Here is a 19,372-nt window from a genome sequence, read left to right on the forward strand (position 1 = left end):
ACTATCCTTCCAGCATGTTCTTGAATTCTGTTTCAAAAGAAGTCAAGGCATCCTTGATACGCTGTGACAAAGCATCGTCTAACGCCTGCTGTTCATCAATATCATGGATGATGTCCGCATGTTCACGTTCCATATATTTTAACATTTCTTTTTCATACAGTTTGACCTGTTCTACCTTCACAGGCTTCAAGAATTTATGTTTTGCCGCAAATAAAGATAATACCTGATGGGCAACCGGCATTGGTTCATACTGGTTCTGAATCAGTAATTGTGTTAAGCGTTCCCCATGTGCCAATGTTTCAGTCGTAGCAGCATCTAAGTCACTACCGAATTTCGCAAAGGCCTGCATTTCACGGAACTGTGCTAATTCCAGTTTTAAGCTTCCGCTGACCTGCTTCATGGCTTTGATCTGGGCTGCACTACCAACACGGGATACCGATAAACCACTGTCTACCGCAGGACGTACACCGCTGTTAAACAATTCTGTCTGTAAGAAGATCTGTCCATCGGTGATAGAAATAACGTTGGTAGGAATATAAGCAGAAATATCACCTGCCTGCGTTTCAATAATTGGCAGTGCGGTTAAACTTCCTGCACCTAATTCATCGTTCAGCTTCGCTGCACGCTCTAACAGACGGCTATGCAAATAGAAGACATCCCCTGGATAGGCTTCACGTCCTGGTGGACGTTTTAACAATAAGGACATGGTACGATAAGCAACCGCATGCTTACTTAAATCATCATAGATGATTAAGACATCGTCACCGTTTTCCATCCATTCTTCCCCAATCGCACATCCTGCATATGGAGCAATGTATTGCAAAGGTGCCGGTTCACTAGCGGTAGAAGATACGATTGTCGTATATTCCATAGCACCATGTTTTCTTAATTTTTCTACGATTTGGGCAACCGTACTGGCTTTCTGTCCGATTGCTACATAAATACATTTTACATTCTTACCTTTTTGGTTGATGATCGTATCAATGGCAATCGCTGTTTTACCTGTCTGGCGATCCCCGATGATCAACTCACGCTGCCCTTTTCCGATTGGAATCATAGAGTCAATGATCTTCAAACCTGTCTGGATTGGCTGATGAACACTTTTACGTGTCATAACACCGGGAGCAACACGCTCTACCGGACGGTATTTTTCACTGACAATAGGAGCACCGCCATCAATCGCCTGTCCTAAGGCATTGACAACTCTTCCTAACATCATATCACCAACAGGAACTTCTACGATCTTTCCTGTACGCTTTACTTCGTCGCCCTCTTTGATTCCCTCATCATCACCTAACAATACGGCTCCGACATGTTCCTCTTCAAGGTTCAATACCATTCCATACACATCGTGTGGGAACAGTAACAGTTCTCCAGACATTGCATTATTCAGACCGTGGACTAACGAGATACCATCACCAATCGTGATGACGGTGCCGGTTTCTCCGACCTCCAGCTCATCATCGTAGCGCCGTATCTGTTCCTTGATCAGTTTGCTGATTTCTTCTGGCTTTAAACTCACCATATTCACCTCACTTGCTTATTGTGTTTCAGATACGTTCAAAACGGTACGTTTCAGACGCTGTAGTCTGCCTAATGCCGTATTGTCGATAATCTGATCGTTTATTTTGATGCGGATGCCGGCAATCAGATCTTTATCTGTTGACAGCACGAAATCTACTTTTTTCTGCAGTTTCTTTTCGAGTGTTTCTTTCAGCTTTGCAATTTCTTCCTTCTGTAATGGTGTTGCACTCTTCACGTGTACCACCTGAATGTTATTAAAGTCATTGTAAGCCTTATTGTATTCTCTGCGAATCTCTTCAATTTTAGCGAAACGTCCTTTATCAATCAGCAGTTTTAAAAAGTTTAACAGCATATGGTCAATCTGCTTTCCATAGATTGTTTCCAACATGCCTTTCTTTTCTTCCTTGCTGATTTTCGGATGTGCCATGACAGCACGGAATTCATCATCCTTCTTCACACTGTCTGCCACCACATTCAGCTGTTCTTTATATACATCCAGCTTTTCATCTTCTTGTGCCAGCGCAAACAATGCATCACAGTAATTCTTACTGACTATGCCTGCCATGTGTCATCACCTGCGTGTTCAATAAATTCATCCACATACTTCTGCTGTTGTTTCTCATCCAGCTCCTTCTCAATGATCTTGCTGGCAGCTTCAAATGCTACATCCGTAATCGTCTGTTTCATTTCTTTCTGTGCCTGAACTTTTTCACGCTCAATATCCTGCATTGCTTTTGTTTTTAATCCATCCGCTTCATCTCTGGCTTTTGCAAGAATTTCTTTCTTCTCAGCCGTCGCATTGCGTTTTGCGGTTTCCAGGATCTCATGAGCATCGCTTTTGGCATTTGCCATCTGCGTTTCATACTGTACTTTATAATCTTCACCCGCTTTGCGTGCATCGCTGCCCGCTTGGATATCTGCTGCGATTGCATCGTGGCGTTTCTGGAAATAATCCGTGATGACATCCCAGAAAAAATGCTTGGCAACCAGACAGATGATCAAGGTTGAAATACAGACAAGAGCCATATCCACAGGGTTTATTCGCAGGTAATTGGTAATGTCGATATTCATCTGCTAAACCTCCTTATGGTTGTGAATCTTACGAAAATTCATATAAAAGTCATGCCTATGTAAAAGATATTTTCTTCATGCAGAGGGTTCTTTCCCTAATAGCAAAACTTGCTTACTTTCTGCATGCGCATGACCTTGCAAGATCTTACGCTTAACCTTTCAGGAAAATCAACAGCAATGCGATGATCAATGCATAGATACCAGTTGTTTCGGCCATCGCGATACCTAATACCATGATAGAACGAATCTTACCGGCAGCTTCTGGATTGCGGCCTACGGATTCAGCACCTTTACTAGCGGCAATACCCTGACCAATACCAGGACCAAGACCAGCAATCATTGCAATACCAGCACCTAACAGTGCCATACCTTGTACGAAAAATTCATTAAATTCAGCCATTTTCATTTCCTCCTATTACTAATTTGCAAACAGCTTTTTTATTCTTCTTCATCGACATACGATTCACTCAAGAAGAAACTTGCCAATGTGAAGAAGATGTAGGTCTGAATCAGACCTGAGAAAATATCGAAATACGCATGCAGGAATGGCGTAAAGGATAAACCTAGTACACCAAACGGCATCAGCGATTCCATCAGTGTGTAAACAAGACCGGTAATAATGGTACCTGCCAACAGGTTACCAAACAAACGCAGTGACAGTGAAACCGGTAATGCCAGATCACCAAGAATGTTTAACGGTAAGAATAAGAAGATAGGATCACACAGCTCCTTAAATCTTCCAATCACACCTTTTTCCTTGAGTCCGACGAATTGAATCAGCAAGAACATCATAACAGCCAGTGTCACATTAACACTTAAGTTTGATGTCGGTGGCTGTAATCCTATCAGCCCCAGTAAGTTACTAGGAGCCATCATAAAGATCAGTGTTCCAAAGAAGGGCAGATAAAACTTCGTACGTGCCTTTAGGTTATCGGATATAATACCGGTTCCCAGTTTGGCGACACATTCACATACAAGCACAAAGCCTTTCGGTGCCTGTGTTGGATCTGCTTTCTTTATCTTATTACCTGCAATAATGAAAAAGACAGATAATAGCACACACAGAATCAGCCAGTTCACAATGGATGGGTGCAGCTGAATCGTCATATCACCTATCCGGATTACAAATTCCACGAATCAATCCTCCTTTCTGTGTAGAAATACATATATAAGAATTGCCCCTTTATGAAGCAGCATTCCTGCCAAAAGTGCCAAAACATGTACGCCTCGCCATGCGGCTAACGCAAAGATCAGTGTATAAATGGCATAGCGTTTTACATAGCTGCTGTAACCTTTTGCCTTGGGATTGCCATATAATTCAATGGTGTTGCTCATGTGCGTGATCATCGAGAAACCGATGATACCGGTGAGTGCACCAATCAAAATACCGGCACTGATATCTTTGAAATGCCCTTGAAAAAGCATGAGTGAGATACCACAGCTGACAAGTGCTAAAGCAAGCGTAATACGGCGGATTTCTTTTCCCATCTGTGAAGTTTCATCCATCATGCTCACTCATTCCTTTCATCAGCAGATAAAAATTAGCAATGATTGCATATGCCAGCAACAGCAACAAAATGATTGGTGTTGTATGAAGCTTTTCATCCAGCCACATACCAATCAAAACGGCTAACAGACAGCTTAACAGCATCGTCATCATAAAGCGAACGGCCTTATAATAGTCCTTCATGTTACTTTGTACCGAAGATTCTATCTCCTGCATCACCAAGACCCGGTACGATATAGCCATGTTCATTTAGCTTCTCATCTAATGCAGCTAAGTAAATATCCACTTCCGGATGTGCTTCTTCCACAGCTTTTACACCTTCCGGTGCACCTACCAAACAAACCAGGCGAATATTTTTTGCGCCCTGTTTCTTCACCATATCAATGGCAGCATTAGCACTTCCTCCGGTTGCCAGCATTGGATCAACGATCATCACAACCGCATCCTTCACATTCTTAGGATATTTTTCAAAATACGTATGAGGTTCTAATGTTTCCTCATCGCGATACAAACCGATATGCGCAATCTTAACGGTTGGAATCAGATTGGCAATACCATTCACCATGCCCAGACCAGCACGCAGAATCGGTACTAATACGATATCCTTTGCCAGCTCTTTGGTCGTGTAGGGAGAAACCGGTGTTTCAATGTCTACGGTACGCAAAGGCAAATCGCGGGAAATCTCATATGCCATCAAACCGGCAATTTCATCAAGATTGGCCCGAAAGTCTTTGGTTCCGCATTCCTTCCTGCGCATCTGCGTAAGCTTATGCGTAATCAGGGGATGTTCTAAAACTTTCAACATGTTACTTCTCCTATTCTTTTCTTTGCGCAGTATACACTTTACCATATCTGCGTCATTTGATTAGCAGACAAATTTGACATTATGTCAAAATTCAGCTTATCTGCGTCTTTTTTATTATACCATGGATGTCCTGTTTTTAACGATAAAAGCTTAATTTTCTGGCACAAAAATGTTGCTTTACAATAGATGTGTTACAGATTCGCTTAACCAAAAACAAGAACTGAATGATTCATCTATATAAGACTTATTTTTCAGTTCTCTTACAAGCTTCTTTCTTTGCGATTTTTTGAATTATACTTATGTTAATGAACGAGCTCTGGGTGCGTTAACAGTAAAACCAAGATGGCCTCGGCAAATGAAATACTTTCGGTTTCAATCTGTAAATACTTTATTTCCCAATAATACTGTGTAGGAATACATACTGCCTGTTGCAAAGAGGAAATAAAGCTTTCGATACTGTTTCATAAACAATGAAAGGAATCGATTTATTGAAATGTCATAAAAATGGATGAATTTTTTTATTGAAATGTCATATTTTTATCAATAAATTTCTATTGAAATGTCAATGCTTTCGTATTATAACAAGCTTGACAAGCAAGGAGGTATACTTATGCTATATCGAAAAATCGCTTCCGTAATCGAAATCACCTTTCTTTGAAAACAAATAAAATACTTTTAATTGATGGCGCACGTCAAGTAGGAAAAACCTTTATTATTCGCCATGTTGGAAAAAAGATGTACGATAATTTCATTGAAATTAATATGATTGAAGATCGTTTACAAAACCAATTATTTAAAAATGTAAAAACTGTTGAAGATTTTTATCTTCAGGTTAGCATGCTTGCTGGTTCTCAAATGAAAGAGAAAGAGAACACCTTAATATTCATTGATGAAATACAAGCATATCCCCATCTACTAACCCTTTTAAGATTTTTATCACAAGATGACAAATTCACCTATATTGCCAGTGGTTCACTATTAGACGTTACCTTATCGAACACTTCCTCTATTCCTATGGGCAGCATACGTAAAATCAGAATGTGTCCTTTAGATTTTGAAGAATTTATACGTGTCCTAGGATTGAATGATCTTACATTATCTATATTAGAAAATAAATTTAACCATCTTGAAACACTTGATGAGACCATGCATGATAAAATGATGGATTTATTTCGTAAATATCTACTTGTGGGAGGGCTCCCCGATGTCATTAACACGTATCTAGAAACCAAAAATATTCAAGCAGTTAGAGAAGTTCAAAATGAAATATATGAGTATTATAAAAGTGACGCTTCAAAGTATGATACAGAAAACAAACTTAAAATCAGCAGAATTTATGATTTAATACCATCTAATATGGAAAACAAAAAGAAACGTGTCGTCATACAAAACATTGAAAATAAAAGAGGAAAAACCTTCCAAAATTATATAGATGAGTTTGATTATTTGATCAGTGCCGGTATCGCACTTCCTGGACAGGCAATTGCTAATCCGGTTTTTCCATTCATAGCATCTTGCGGAAAAAATCTATTATAACTTTATTTGAATGATATTGGCCTATTAACCGCTATCCTATATGGCAATAACATTCGCGCTATTCTCGATGATGAAAAAAGCATAAATTTAGGTGCAGTCTATGAAAGTGTTGTTGCGAGTGAACTAATAGCACATGGTTATCGACTATATTATTTTGATAATAGAAGCAAAGGTGAAGTAGACTATTTAATTGATGATTATGAAAGTTTGTCAGTAATTCCTCTTGAAGTAAAATCCGGAAAAGACTATACCGTGCATAGTGCTTTAAATACCTTAACAAAAAATAACAATTATCCTATTAAAAAAGCTTATGTACTATCGAATGAAAGAGAGATCATACAGAAAAATAACATCACTTATATTCCGATCTATAACATCATGTTCTTTCAACGTGATAAAATTATAAATGAGAAGCAACTACTTTTTTAAAAAGGGTAATAAAGAGAATGGTTTTATTTACATTCTTTTTTTCTGAAAAGCTGCATGGATTTCAGTGGATTCTTGGCAAAAAAGCTTGCCCTATAATATGAATTCAAATTGTAGCTTATACAAACAATCTTAATGAACTATCTTTATTTGCGTGAAAAAAGGATAAAGCCTTAACCTTATCCTATCTGCTTATTATTCATTAGGTAAAGGGTACTTTACGGTCAATTCTCGTACCTCTTTTAATACTTGTTTGCGTACAGTTTCATCATCCGCATGCTTTAACACGCGGGAAATCCATAAAGCTACCTGTTTAAATTCTTCTTCCTTAAATCCTCTGGTAGTCATCGCCGCACTTCCTAAACGGATGCCGCTTGTCACGAATGGTTTTTCTGTTTCAAACGGAATTGTGTTTTTGTTACAAGTGATGCCTGCTTCATCTAAGAGCTTTTCTGCCTCTTTCCCAGACATGCCAATACTAGATTTTACATCCACCAAGATCAGATGATTATCGGTACCACCACTTACGATGCGAAAGCCTTCTGCCTGCAAAGTATCACTCATGATCTTACAGTTTTTAATAATTTGTTGTGCATATGTTTGGAAAGATGGTTGTAAGGCTTCATAAAAGCACACTGCTTTAGCAGCTATAATATGCATCAATGGGCCACCCTGCATACCAGGGAAGACTTTCTTATCCAATAGTGCTGCATATTTTTCTTTACATAAGATCATGCCACCGCGCGGACCACGTAAGGTTTTATGTGTAGTTGTAGTCACAAAATCAGCATAAGGCACTGGACTAGGATGAAGATTAGCCGCCACAAGTCCGGCAATATGAGCCATATCCACCATAAAGTAAGCCCCTGCTTCATCAGCAATCTCTCTGAATTTCTGAAAATCAATGATTCTTGGATAAGCACTTGCCCCTGCGACAATCAATTTTGGCTTATATTGCAAGGCTTTTTCTCTAACATCCTCATAATCAATGGTTTCCCCATCTTTGGTAACCCCATAATCAACAAAATTATATAATGTACCGCTGAAGTTTAACGGATGTCCATGTGTTAAATGTCCTCCGGCAGTTAAGTTCATACCTAAAACTGTATCCCCTGGTTCTAACAGTGCCATGTAAACACCCATATTCGCCTGTGAACCACTATGTGGCTGTACATTCGCATGTTCTGCATGGAACAATTCTTTTGCCCGTTCTCTGGCAATATCTTCCACTTCATCTACATTCACACAACCGCCGTAATAACGTTTATGTGGGTAACCTTCTGCATATTTATTCGTTAAGATACTGCCTGCTGCGGCTAATACATCCGCGGATACATAATTCTCTGATGCAATCAATTCAATGTTGTAAAGCTGTCTTTCTGTTTCCTTTGCAATCGCTTCGGCAATTCTTTTATCGTTCATAGTGTGTCCTCCGTTTTCTCTTATTTTATCACAAATCCTTTATTCGTCACCTACTGCGCTCTGAAAACTTTTTGAAAAATATTTGCGGATAATAAAGATGATCGCAACAGCTAAGACACCAATCAGATTTTCCATGGCACTTTCATGCGAAATGATGATCTGACGAGCTACTGCATAAAGCAATACTTCAATCACCGATTCCGGCGTATGCAACAATAACATCTTCACAAACTCAATTGCCACAACAATTGTCAGTACACCGCTTAAAAAGTGTTCTAACTGAAAATCTCCTGCTATGACTAAGGCGGTTGTATCCAACAATGCCATTCCTGCCGCGATAACGATTGCCACCATCAAACATAAGGCTACGCTGAATTCTAAAAGTTTGGTAAACCGTAAAAATCGTGTGTTTAAATTCTTCATTTTCCTCTCCTACGTTATTTCTTAAAATTAGGATATACAGCAAGATAATCGATGTTTGCTTTTCTTGCTTGGGTAAGTTGCTGTTTACGTGGTATATGATAACAGATTCCATCTTTCACAAAGCGTGCACCGGTCTGCTTGAAATAAAAAGGAATCTTTTTATTTAAACATTGTTCTCTTAGATGTAAGATCCATGCATAATCGCACATTCTTGCCTCATCGCCGCTTTCTCCTCCGGCAGTTACCTGCTCGATACGCTCATCCAACCATAACGTAAGATCTATGTCCTCTAACAGCGGTTCACAGATCAATTCTTTATGACGAATAGGCAATTCCATGTAGATGGGCAGTCTGCGTTCAGCCTCTATTTGATTTTCAATCGTCGCACAAATAGTTACATTCTCATAACCGCTTTGCCAATCATCCGGCAAGTTTGGCAAAATTCTTTCCACACGTTTTGTAATCATATAAAAATGTAGATCTGAACGTTGTTTCATGAAGCTCCATGCTTCCTTGCGCCATGCATCTGCCTCTTCCACAAAGAAATCAGAGCTAAAGCAAGTATAGACAACACCTTCCTGTATCTTCCAGGAACCATCTTTTTTCTTTTTCACAGGCAAAGCGAAATCTTTCGTCTTTTTTACAACACTACTATCTCTTCCATAGCGCTCATCCATCCGATATACATAACAATTTGCACAACCGGCACTGTATTTATGACAGCCATGCCAAGGATTCCATAAAGTCATATTTGTTTCCTTTCACTAGGCAAAGAGCTGCCTTTATCAGCAGCTCTCACTTTATTTTTCTAATGCCATCACTTTATCAATACGACGCTGATGACGTTCTGCATGCGAGAATTCCGTGTTCAACCAAACATGAACAATTTCCTTCATCACAGCTTCTCCGGTTACCAGCTGACCGAGTGCTAATACATTTGTGTCATTATGCTCTCTAGTTAAGCGTGCGCTCACCGGATCAGATACTAACGCACAGCGAATACCTTTGATCTTGTTTGCGGTAATACTTACGCCAATACCGGTACTGCATATTACAATTCCTCGATCATTCTTACCATTCGCTACAGACTGTGCAGCAGGTGCTGCATAATCAGGATAATCTACGGATTCCTTACTATGACAGCCAAAGTCTTCAATCTCATGTCCTTCCTCAGACAACATTTTCTTAATGAGTTCCTTATACTCATAAGCTCCATGATCACAAGCTAATGCAATTTTCATAACGATAACCTCCCATATTTCCTATTCAGCTAACCTATTTCCTATGCGAAATTTATCCAATTTCTTTCGCATCAAAGCACAAACAAACACCTTCATCTGTATTCTCACTGTTGAATTTGCCCTGGACACGCTTTAATGCCACCATACAGTTTTCAAGTGATGGTACTTGTAATACTGCGGCATACGTTAACGCAGAACAATGGCAGAATACATCATTTCTGCGCAAGTTATGATACAACACTTCCTTTAACAATGCGCTGGCTTTACGCACTGCTACTTCATTCGTCTTAGACACCATCTTTAACTGTAACATGACGATATAACTGACAACTCCACGTGATGATGCACGAACATGCACCTGATATAAATTACGGAAAATTTCAGCATCACAATAAAAGGCTCCATTGCGATATATTTCCTCATTTAAATCTCCTATCAATTCTTGAATACTCTCTGGCTCATCTTTATGGAATTTTAATAATTCATGATGAATATTCGTGATGTTCGGTGTTAGTTCAATATTAAATGTACTACTATATAGTTCCACAATTTTATGATAATACGTAATAGCTTGCGAATATTGCTTTACTTCATAAAAAGCCTTTAATTTAACTTCCATTAATTCTGGGAAGATAAAATGTTTAAATTCTGCATATTCACAAATTTTCAATACACGATCATAATCTTTTTCCTGTTCACATAGTTTGCATCCATGTAATAAAGCACGCTGAATCATATCTTTATAATAACGGCGTTTTACTAAAATCCATTCTTCATCAAAGTCATGTAAAAAAGCCATTCCATATGTATTCAGTAAATGCTGACATTTATCACACATCGTTGAAGCATCTTTGATATTTTCAATATCCTCACATGCTTTTTCAAGACGGACGATATCAATATCCCATGGTATTGCATTGTTCCAGGAATACGTATTACCTTTTGATAAGATACAAGAATGTTTTCGCTCTCTGCAAAATGGCTCCAATTCCTTACGTGCACGATAAATCAGATTTCGCAAGGCCCCTTCCGGATTTTCACTGATGCCATTTGGCCATAAAACTTCAATCAATGCCTCTTTCGTTAAAGAAGTATGACGATACATGATTAAATAAGCAATTAAGATAATCAATTGTGTGCTTTTTTTGACTTTATTAGGAAATTGAAATTCTTTATTTTCAATCGAAAACTCACCCAGCAAATGAATCTTTATTGGTCTTTCTTTTTTCATTTCATGTATAGGATGATAATTTCATCCTTCTCCTTTCTGTCGTGTTAGTCTTGCAGGACTTCGCGAATTCGTTTTTCGCTGATAGGTCCTTCTCTTACAATGCGTAATTCATCGGCACTCATATCCACGATAGTACTTGCCTTACTGCCTCCACTTTCGCCAACTACGATAGCATCAATTCGTCCATCCAGCTGTTTTAATACCCCCTCTGCTGTTTCTTGCGGTTCTTCACCACTTAGATTAGCACTAGTCACAAGCAATGGTTTCTCACAGAGATCAATCAGATGTAGTATGATGTCATCATCCGGCATGCGTATCCCTACCGTATCAAATCCATTTGTCAAATATGCAGGAAGGTGTTCTTTCTTCTTAAGAATCATCGTAAAGCCTCCCGGCATAAATTCCTCCGCAAGTTTTCTTGCGTCTTCACTCATATAGGCGATTTCTTCCATTTGTCGGAAATTTGAAACCATGGTAGGGATTGGTTTATTTTCTGGTCTTCCTTTACTTTTTTTAAGAGCTTCTAAGGCCGCTTCATTTTCATAAATGACAGCCAAACCATAAACCGTATCCGTAGGGAAGGCAACCACCTTTCCTTCTTTCAATAAATCAGCGATTGTTTCGATATCTTTTGCTTCATAACGCACAGTTTCCATTTTCTTCACCTTCTGTAGTTATTTTATCATATTATACGGCTTTTTTAATAAAATTTTTATTATCATTCCAATTCTATCATTATAAATATAGAAATACTTTTTATATCTTACAATTCAGATGGAAGTATCTTCTCCTTTTCTTAATAGCCTTCTTTTATATTCACAAGATTACAAAGTGCTTTTCCTTGTGCATAAGCCTCAAGATTTTGTATTAAAATATTTACATAACGCTCAAAAGATTCCGGTAATTGAAAGGTACCTGAAATATGGGGTGTCAAAATGACATTTGTCTCTTTCCAGATAGGATGTTGCTGCGGCAACGGCTCCTGTTCCATTACATCTAATACCGCTCCTTTGATAGGGTATGTATGAAGAGCTTCTAATAACTCATCTAACGACAGGGCATCTCCTCTTCCCACATTTACCAAAATAGCGTTTTCTTTCATTCTAGCATAATATTGCTTTTGAAAGATATGTCTTGTTTTTGCTGTGCTTGGTAAAGCCAATACGACAACATCAGCATGAGGTAAAAGTGTTTCTATTTCTTCTATACCATAAAGTTCATCAAAAGCCGTTAGGGGAAGCTTTGAATGACGATTAATGCCAATCGTATGTGCCCCCATCATCTTAACTTTCCCGGCAAATTCTTTTCCAAGATCACCTGTACCTACTACTAAAATCTTGGAACCGTAAATAGAAGAAATAGGTTCTTCCACTTGCCATAAATGCTTTTTTTGATGTTGCTGATAGAGATGTATATTACGCATAAGCATTAATATAGTACAAATCAGATATTCGCTGATCGCTAAACCAAAACTGCCACTGGCATTACATAAGCTGCATGACGAAGGAAGCTTATTTAAATATTGTTCATTTCCGGCTGTTTCCAATTGTAACAAGCGAAGATTTTCAGCGATTGGCAAATACGTTAAAGGCACTTTCCCGGCAATCACCTCAGCCCAACGTATATCCTCTTCATTAACAGAGTCAGGGGTTTTTAAACGATATTCATAACACGCAGGTATTCTATTTAAATGATGTGGTTTCAATGCAGATAATAGTAATAAATGTTTTTTCATAACGGATTCCTCCCGTGTAAGTGTATCGTATTTTACCTATCTTGTGAATAGATAATGTCATCCTTGTAGAAAAGGTGGTCTTTTTCAATAAAGAATCCACCTTTCTTTGCTTATTGTTTTTCTTTTCTTCTACGTTTTAAACCATATACCAATACAGCACCACCACTTAGCAATACCATCATGATCCATAATGTTCGCTGACTTGTATCACTTGTCTGAACTTCATCTTCTGGTTTTGGTTTTTCTGTAGTTGGTTTGCTTGGCGTCGCCGGTTTTTGTGGGTCTTCTTTGGGTGGGGTTGGTTCAGTATCTTTTTTCTTTACATAATATACCTTGATGATATTTTTACTTGCATCTTCACCTAAGGTCAATGGTATATTCTCCACCTTTTCAAATATGTACCCTTCCTTGTTCTTCTCTGGATAGGTTTCTACGATATCGCCTGCTTTTAAATCTGCGATGTTCTCTGTCTTGCTCTCATCCAGCTTGCCATCATAGAAGTATTGTACCTTTGCAATTGTTTTTGTTCTTGTGTAGTATACTTCAATCACATTCTGACTAGCATCTTCTACTAGTTTTTCTGGTATCTTTACTTCTGCTAAAGAATAGTGTTCCTTCTTTTTATCTACATAGTTTTTATACTGTGAACCTACTTCTAATTCGTCTACTCGATAGGACGCTTTCTTATCTTCTACTCCATCATAGTAATACTTCACAGTAACCGAAGTTGTCTTGCTATCTTCTTCATCCTTTGCATAATAGATGTTGATGACATTTTCTGCCGCTATAGCACTTAACGTTAGTGGTAAATGCTCGCTCTTCACAAAGTGATACCCTTCTTTATTCTTTTCCGGATAGGTTTCTACGACATCGCCTGCTTTTAAATCTGCAATGATCTCTGTCTTGCTCTCATCCAGCTTGCCATCATAGTAGTATTGTACCTTTGCGATTGTTTTTGTTCTTGTATAGTATACTTCAATCACATTCTGACTAGCATCTTCTACTAGTTTTTCTGGTATCTTTACTTCTGCTAAAGAATAGTGTTCCTTCTTTTTATCTACATAGTTTTTATACTGTGAACCTACTTCTAATTCGTCTACTCGATAGGACGCTTTCTTATCTTCTACTCCATCATAGTAATACTTCACAGTAACCGAAGTTGTCTTGCTATCTTCTTCATCCTTTGCATAATAGATGTTGATGACATTTTCTGCCGCTATAGCACTTAACGTTAGTGGTAAATGCTCGCTCTTCACAAAGTGATACCCTTCTTTATTCTTTTCCGGATAGGTTTCTACGACATCGCCTGCTTTTAAATCTGCGATGATCTCTGTCTTACTGTCATCCAGCTTTCCATCATAAAAGTATTGTACCTTCGCGATTGTTTTTGTTCTTGTATAGTATACATGAATGACATTTGCTTTCTCATCCTCTACAAGTTTTTCGGGGATCTGTACTGCCGCAAAGGAATAATGTTCTTTCTTCTTATCCTTATACCCACCAAAATAAGAACCTACTTCCAAATCATCAATTCTTTCTCTTAGGCTTTCATCTTCCACATCATCATAGAAATATTTTACGGTTACAGAAGTCTTCTTGTGTACATAATATACCTTAATAACATTCTCTTCTGCATTCTCTTTTAATGTAAGTGGCAACCCTTCTACTTTATCAAGTTTATAGTTTTCTTTGATCTTATCCGGATACGTTGTAATCGTATCGCCTGCTTTTTGATCTGCTAGAATTTCTGTCTGACTATCATCCAACTTTTCATCATAGTAATACTGTATCTTAGCGATGGTCTTATTTCTTGTGTAATATACCTTGATGACATTTTCTTCTGCATTTTCCACAAGTTTTTCAGGAATTGTTACGGTTGCCAAAGAATAATGTTCTTTCTTCTTATCTTTATAAGTATCATAATGAGAACCTATCGCAAGATCATTGACGGTATAAGCAGCTTCCTTATCTTCTATACCATCATAGAAATATTGGACAGTTACAGCCGTTTTCTTTTTCTTATAATAAACCTTGATGACATTCTTGGTGTAGTCATCATCTACGATCATAGGAAGTCCATCTGTTTTATCTACTTCATACATACCATCTTTTGATTTGTCTGGATAAGCAGTTACTGTATCCCCAGTATGAAGGTCAGTTAAGGTTTCTGTCGCCTCATCATCTTTAACCCCATCATAGTAGTATTCTACTTTACCGGTTGGTTCAAAGACGGCAATTACATTTAGTTTAGATATCAAAAAACTTCTCGCATATGGTGGAAGTAAAGAATCAACAAGATTACCCTCATAAATTGGTGTTTTTGATAATTCTTCTGTAGACCATATCTCTTTTTTTAATGTATACCAGTCTGCAATCGTTACTTCATTTTTTGCATTAACACTTCTAGAGGGAACTTTAGGAAAACAATTCTTGAAATAAGGGCGTAATTTCCATCCTGCAAATACATAGCCCTCATCAGCGACAGGTATTGGTAAATCAAGTATGCGAAGAAATATATCTTCTCCACTATCTTCTATGTATTTAGTAATTTTACCTGTTTCATTCTTTAAAACGCCATGATTGTTTGCCATATAGGATGTGGGAATTTTTCGATTTATCATTTTTATTTCATATGTTACTTCTGAAACATCTGTTGGTAATATAATGCTTTTTTTGTTCTCACCATCTAAATCTTTAACATATATTTCATTATAAGCATTAACATAGCTTTGCTCGTAGGTCAATTTCTGATTTAGTACAGAATACTTATTATTGAACAAAAAATATGAGGCATTAAATTCTATTCCCTTTGGTGCATAAGTAGTATCCACTAGTTTGTTCCCATTTCCTTGATCCAATTCAAAGGTTACTTTGATAAAATCACTTCTTTTTTTTAATTCTTCTTCACTTATCCATTGTGCATACAATCGAACTGGATTATTTTTTCCTTTTATTAATTCATATATGTCGTCGGAAGTAGCTGTCCAAAAAGATAAAAATTCATCAGGATTTTCATTATTAGGTGTTAAAGACCATCCTATTAAATATTCCTTATCTTCCATAGGAATTATATAATCACCTCTAGAAAATAGTGGGAGACTATTAATTTCTTTTAATTCCGGAGTTAGTGCGATATCATTACCATTTGGATCACAAAAGATGCTATTTTTTTCATCAGAATAGCTTGAAAACACTTGTAATTCACCATTTGTTATTGCATGTATATATTCAAAAACGGGAATTTGTTTGAAAGATTGATCATAAAACGGATACCACCCAATAAAATAACTTCCCTCATATTCTAAACCATTTGTTGGCATATTTTTCAATTTAATTTCATCGCCTAATTCATATTCTGCATTATCAATAGGACATGTAACTGAATCAAGACATTCATATACGATTTTAAACTTTGTCTTCTTCATTACTATAGGTTCTAAGACCACTCCAACGCCATAATCATTTTCATCAGTAAAAGGAGCATACACCTCATTTAATTGCTTATTTTTCCATCCAACAAACACATAATCTGAATTTTTAAATTCATCCGAGATATCCGGCAGTAAGAATGAATAATCACTATTTAATTCATCGAATATCACAATCAGTTCTGGTTGCCGAATCTCTATATTATTTGGTAAGGATGATAAGTCAAATGTAGCTGGAACATATATAAAAATAGGTTTAAGATTAACTTTTGTTTTATCTCCATTATAACTTAAAGCTTCTTGCAGTTTTTCAAAAGTGATTAAATCATTTTCTTTCCAAATATCTCCATTATAAGTTTTCCATCCATAAAAAATACTGTTTCTTGATGTTAAAGTACCTGCTCCAGCAATAGCTGCCACTGGCTTCATACCTTTTTCTAATCCATATATATTTTTATCGACAGGTGGTTTACCGTTTAAACCTTCTGGATTTTCATAGATAATATCAATGCCATAATTGTCCTCTTCATCATAAATCCCCGTTAAAACACCTGGAAAACAGCCTGCTGCCAATGTTCTCGGAAAATCTATTTTTAATTTTTTTACTTTTAGTGATATTTTTGATCCTGCAGGATATTCAATAGCCACTTGGTTTTCATAGTTTTCATATAACCAATATAAAAAATTTTTCCTTATCAAATCAGGTTCTTTTAAGACCACATCTTCAACAATCAATTCTTCTGTATCTTCATTATAACTATAGTTATAGCGATCTTTAAAATCTTTTATTATTTCATTATTATCATTTTGGTAAATAGATAATATACCTAATTTGTTTTCATTATCGTAAATAGCGAACAAAAACAGCAATACATCTCCTTCATCTGTGATGCATATATATTCAGAAAAATCTACATCAGATAATTTATCACCTGGTTTTATTCTAGGTACACTTTCATCTATATATGCATCAATACTTGCAGCCCAGTAAAGAAATTTTCTTGTTTCTAGTCCAGATTCTCTAAACTCTTCAGGATAATTAATTATATCTGTTCCCTCTATAGTTTTTTCCAACCATTCATTATTTGCACTATAGTATGTAATTTCTGTATTTTCTAAAGCTTTTATTCCTTTTGCTTTAATTTCTTTTTTCATAAATTGTGCAACAAAAGTGCTATCTTCTTTTATTTCTATCTCTTTCCCAGGCTCATAGACCTTGCTATCTTTTTCATTCTTCCAGCCTGCAAAGACTTCATTCTCATGTTCGCTGTTGCGATATACCGGTAGTGTTATCTTCCCATCTTTTGTTTCTTCTTCATGGTATATAGTTTCCTTATCTCCATTTATATCCATGAAATTTACCTTAAAGACTTTCTCTTTCCAGATAGCATAAACATCTAGTGTTGTTTCGTCTTTCATCACTTCATTCAATTTCGTCTTTTCCGCTACACGTTTACCTTTGCCATCCGCTTGCAAGTTCCATGATACAAAGGTTCTTCCTTCCCATGTAAAAAGACTTCCTTCTTCGATGGCCTCTTCTTTGCTTGCATATTCTTTGTCTATAATCTCATCTGTTCCATCATTCTTATGATAATGCACGGTGAAGCTTTCTTTTGTTTCTTCTGCTTTGATCGTTCCTTGTGATGGCAGTATTGTCAGTGCCATCATAAACACCAAAAACAATACTCCTAATTGTTTCATCCGCTCCTTCATTTTTTCCTCACCTTTCAGTTTCACTTATTTGTGCAATAAGCATTTTTCTGTAACCGTTTACATAAAAATTATAACCGATTTATTTATGAATAGCAATGTAGTTCCTTCGTTATCATACTATTTTGGTTATAAAAAAGCTCTTATAGGATTTCATAAGAGCTTTATAGTAAAGTAGTGTGATTAATATTTTAAATCTATAACCTTTTCCCAACGAAATTCATTTCTACCAAAATGTCCATAGCAGGCTGTTGCTTGATAAATAGGTTTTAACAAGTCTAATTCCTCAATAATGTTTTTCACTTCGAAATTAAAGTTTTTCTTTACAATATCTAATAAATCTTCATCACTCATAGTTCCTGTACCAAATGTATCTAATAAAATAGATATTGGTTTTACCTTGCCGATAGCATATGCCACCTGAATCTCACATTTTCTTGCCAACTGATGAGCCACAATATTTTTAGCAACATAGCGGCAATAATATGCAGCACTGCGATCTACCTTTGATGGATCTTTACTGGAAAAACAGCCGCCACCGATTCTACCCATACCTCCATAAGTATCAACAACAATCTTGCGTCCTGTCGTACCACTATCACCAAAAGAACCGCCTACAATAAAGCTGCCACTTGGATTGATAAGATAGCGCGTGTCCTCATCTAATAATTCATCTGGAATTACCGGCGTGATGACTTCTTTCATAATCAAATTGGCAATTTCCTGCTGACTCACATCCGGTGTATGTTGGGTCGATACAACGATAGTATCAATACGTTTAATTTGATCATTTTCATATTCAACACTTACTTGTGTCTTGCCATCAGGTCTTAAAATCGGATGTGTACGGCGTACTTCACTTAACTGTTTTGCAAGTTTATGTGCATAAGCAATTGGCGCTGGCATATATTCTTCTGTATCATCACATGCATAGCCAAACATGATTCCCTGATCCCCTGCACCAATACTACCATCTTGGACAACTGCCTGGTGTATTTCACTGGATTGCTTATTTACTTTCACCATTACCTGATATTCTTCTTCATATCCAATGTTTTTGATGACCTTTTTCGCAATACCTTCAAAATCAATCTTAGCTTTTGTGTCAGCTTCTCCATAAATCAACACAAACTCATCTTTAATTGTTGCCTCCACTGCCATCTTGCTATTCTTATCCTGACGTAATGCTTCATCTAAGATAGCATCCGCAATCGTATCACAGATTTTATCCGGATGGCCTTCTGTAATGCTTTCTGATGTAAATACATAATCTTTCATATCAATTCCTCCATATAAAAAGCCTTCTCAAGCGT

19 protein-coding genes are annotated in these 19,372 nt (G+C 37.0%); 2 read left to right on the forward strand and 17 right to left on the reverse strand.

Annotated features, from left to right (window positions below; all coding sequences use genetic code 11):
• Position 1: 1 nt before the first annotated feature.
• From atpA to upp, 8 genes are all read right to left on the reverse strand, one after another.
• Complete coding sequence (gene atpA, locus AC1VS3_RS01880) at positions 2-1,525, reverse strand: F0F1 ATP synthase subunit alpha (RefSeq protein ID WP_020991079.1); 1,524 nt, start codon at positions 1,523-1,525, stop codon at positions 2-4.
• 15 nt (positions 1,526-1,540) lie between these two features.
• Complete coding sequence (gene atpH, locus AC1VS3_RS01885) at positions 1,541-2,089, reverse strand: ATP synthase F1 subunit delta (protein WP_119983540.1); 549 nt, start codon at positions 2,087-2,089, stop codon at positions 1,541-1,543.
• The gene (gene atpF / locus AC1VS3_RS01890) at positions 2,077-2,595 is read right to left on the reverse strand and encodes a F0F1 ATP synthase subunit B (RefSeq protein WP_008690955.1); all 519 of its coding nucleotides are present in this window, start codon (positions 2,593-2,595) and stop codon (positions 2,077-2,079) included. Before atpF ends, atpH begins: the two co-directional genes overlap by 13 nt.
• 151 nt (positions 2,596-2,746) lie before the next feature.
• Positions 2,747-2,995 (reverse strand): ATP synthase F0 subunit C, encoded by a 249-nt coding sequence (gene atpE, locus AC1VS3_RS01895; RefSeq protein ID WP_008690954.1) that lies wholly within the window; start codon positions 2,993-2,995, stop codon positions 2,747-2,749.
• Positions 2,996-3,033: 38 nt separating this feature from the next.
• Entirely contained in the window at positions 3,034-3,729 is a 696-nt protein-coding gene (atpB, locus tag AC1VS3_RS01900) for a F0F1 ATP synthase subunit A (protein WP_119983541.1), read from the reverse strand.
• A gap of 3 nt (positions 3,730-3,732) precedes the next feature.
• A complete protein-coding gene (locus AC1VS3_RS01905; RefSeq protein ID WP_119983542.1) occupies positions 3,733-4,104 on the reverse strand; it encodes a hypothetical protein in 372 nt (123 codons plus the stop codon).
• A complete protein-coding gene (locus AC1VS3_RS01910; RefSeq protein ID WP_017144521.1) occupies positions 4,094-4,285 on the reverse strand; it encodes an AtpZ/AtpI family protein in 192 nt (63 codons plus the stop codon). Before AC1VS3_RS01910 ends, AC1VS3_RS01905 begins: the two co-directional genes overlap by 11 nt.
• Position 4,286: 1 nt before the next feature.
• Positions 4,287-4,907, reverse strand: a complete 621-nt coding sequence (upp, locus tag AC1VS3_RS01915; RefSeq protein WP_008690949.1) for a uracil phosphoribosyltransferase — start codon at positions 4,905-4,907, stop codon at positions 4,287-4,289.
• Positions 4,908-5,561: 654 nt separating this feature from the next.
• Here upp and AC1VS3_RS01920 point away from each other — a divergent pair.
• Both AC1VS3_RS01920 and AC1VS3_RS01925 read left to right on the forward strand, forming a co-directional pair.
• Entirely contained in the window at positions 5,562-6,443 is an 882-nt protein-coding gene (locus tag AC1VS3_RS01920) for an ATP-binding protein (protein ID WP_270355313.1), read from the forward strand.
• Between the two features lie 6 nt (positions 6,444-6,449).
• Positions 6,450-6,872: a DUF4143 domain-containing protein gene (locus AC1VS3_RS01925; protein ID WP_270355312.1), complete on the forward strand. Its 423-nt coding sequence runs from the start codon at positions 6,450-6,452 to the stop codon at positions 6,870-6,872.
• Positions 6,873-7,064: 192 nt separating this feature from the next.
• Here the strand turns inward: AC1VS3_RS01925 and AC1VS3_RS01930 are convergent, their stop codons facing one another.
• The 9 genes from AC1VS3_RS01930 to metK all read right to left on the reverse strand — a co-directional run bounded on the left by AC1VS3_RS01930 (position 7,065) and on the right by metK (position 19,337).
• Positions 7,065-8,291 (reverse strand): serine hydroxymethyltransferase, encoded by a 1,227-nt coding sequence (locus tag AC1VS3_RS01930; RefSeq protein WP_119983543.1) that lies wholly within the window; start codon positions 8,289-8,291, stop codon positions 7,065-7,067.
• A gap of 39 nt (positions 8,292-8,330) precedes the next feature.
• On the reverse strand, positions 8,331-8,714 hold the full coding sequence (locus tag AC1VS3_RS01935) for a transporter (RefSeq protein WP_119983544.1): 384 nt from the start codon (positions 8,712-8,714) through the stop codon (positions 8,331-8,333).
• 14 nt (positions 8,715-8,728) lie between these two features.
• Complete coding sequence (locus tag AC1VS3_RS01940) at positions 8,729-9,463, reverse strand: DUF5131 family protein (RefSeq protein ID WP_119983545.1); 735 nt, start codon at positions 9,461-9,463, stop codon at positions 8,729-8,731.
• A 51-nt stretch (positions 9,464-9,514) separates the two neighbouring features.
• Positions 9,515-9,955 (reverse strand): ribose 5-phosphate isomerase B, encoded by a 441-nt coding sequence (gene rpiB / locus AC1VS3_RS01945; protein ID WP_008690942.1) that lies wholly within the window; start codon positions 9,953-9,955, stop codon positions 9,515-9,517.
• A 52-nt stretch (positions 9,956-10,007) separates the two neighbouring features.
• Positions 10,008-11,186 (reverse strand): AfsR/SARP family transcriptional regulator, encoded by a 1,179-nt coding sequence (locus AC1VS3_RS01950; protein ID WP_008690941.1) that lies wholly within the window; start codon positions 11,184-11,186, stop codon positions 10,008-10,010.
• A gap of 44 nt (positions 11,187-11,230) precedes the next feature.
• Entirely contained in the window at positions 11,231-11,842 is a 612-nt protein-coding gene (locus AC1VS3_RS01955) for an L-threonylcarbamoyladenylate synthase (RefSeq protein WP_119983546.1), read from the reverse strand.
• A gap of 140 nt (positions 11,843-11,982) precedes the next feature.
• Complete coding sequence (locus AC1VS3_RS01960) at positions 11,983-12,921, reverse strand: D-2-hydroxyacid dehydrogenase (RefSeq protein WP_119983547.1); 939 nt, start codon at positions 12,919-12,921, stop codon at positions 11,983-11,985.
• A 110-nt stretch (positions 12,922-13,031) separates the two neighbouring features.
• Entirely contained in the window at positions 13,032-18,062 is a 5,031-nt protein-coding gene (locus AC1VS3_RS01965) for an InlB B-repeat-containing protein (protein ID WP_270399114.1), read from the reverse strand.
• A 180-nt stretch (positions 18,063-18,242) separates the two neighbouring features.
• Positions 18,243-19,337 (reverse strand): methionine adenosyltransferase, encoded by a 1,095-nt coding sequence (metK, locus tag AC1VS3_RS01970; RefSeq protein WP_008690929.1) that lies wholly within the window; start codon positions 19,335-19,337, stop codon positions 18,243-18,245.
• Positions 19,338-19,372 lie beyond the last annotated feature (35 nt).

It is taken from the genome of Longicatena sp., assembly GCF_982403165.1.

Coding starts and splice junctions, on each gene's coding strand:
- atpA (WP_020991079.1), bottom strand. CDS start 1,525: ATGGTGAGTTTAAAGCCAGAAGAAATCAGCAAACTGATCAAGGAACAG.
- atpH (WP_119983540.1), bottom strand. CDS start 2,089: ATGGCAGGCATAGTCAGTAAGAATTACTGTGATGCATTGTTTGCGCTG.
- atpF (WP_008690955.1), bottom strand. CDS start 2,595: ATGAATATCGACATTACCAATTACCTGCGAATAAACCCTGTGGATATG.
- atpE (WP_008690954.1), bottom strand. CDS start 2,995: ATGGCTGAATTTAATGAATTTTTCGTACAAGGTATGGCACTGTTAGGT.
- AC1VS3_RS01905 (WP_119983542.1), bottom strand. CDS start 4,104: ATGATGGATGAAACTTCACAGATGGGAAAAGAAATCCGCCGTATTACG.
- AC1VS3_RS01910 (WP_017144521.1), bottom strand. CDS start 4,285: ATGAAGGACTATTATAAGGCCGTTCGCTTTATGATGACGATGCTGTTA.
- upp (WP_008690949.1), bottom strand. CDS start 4,907: ATGTTGAAAGTTTTAGAACATCCCCTGATTACGCATAAGCTTACGCAG.
- AC1VS3_RS01930 (WP_119983543.1), bottom strand. CDS start 8,291: ATGAACGATAAAAGAATTGCCGAAGCGATTGCAAAGGAAACAGAAAGA.
- AC1VS3_RS01935 (WP_119983544.1), bottom strand. CDS start 8,714: ATGAAGAATTTAAACACACGATTTTTACGGTTTACCAAACTTTTAGAA.
- AC1VS3_RS01940 (WP_119983545.1), bottom strand. CDS start 9,463: ATGACTTTATGGAATCCTTGGCATGGCTGTCATAAATACAGTGCCGGT.
- rpiB (WP_008690942.1), bottom strand. CDS start 9,955: ATGAAAATTGCATTAGCTTGTGATCATGGAGCTTATGAGTATAAGGAA.
- AC1VS3_RS01950 (WP_008690941.1), bottom strand. CDS start 11,186: ATGAAAAAAGAAAGACCAATAAAGATTCATTTGCTGGGTGAGTTTTCG.
- AC1VS3_RS01955 (WP_119983546.1), bottom strand. CDS start 11,842: ATGGAAACTGTGCGTTATGAAGCAAAAGATATCGAAACAATCGCTGAT.
- AC1VS3_RS01960 (WP_119983547.1), bottom strand. CDS start 12,921: ATGAAAAAACATTTATTACTATTATCTGCATTGAAACCACATCATTTA.
- AC1VS3_RS01965 (WP_270399114.1), bottom strand. CDS start 18,062: ATGAAGGAGCGGATGAAACAATTAGGAGTATTGTTTTTGGTGTTTATG.
- metK (WP_008690929.1), bottom strand. CDS start 19,337: ATGAAAGATTATGTATTTACATCAGAAAGCATTACAGAAGGCCATCCG.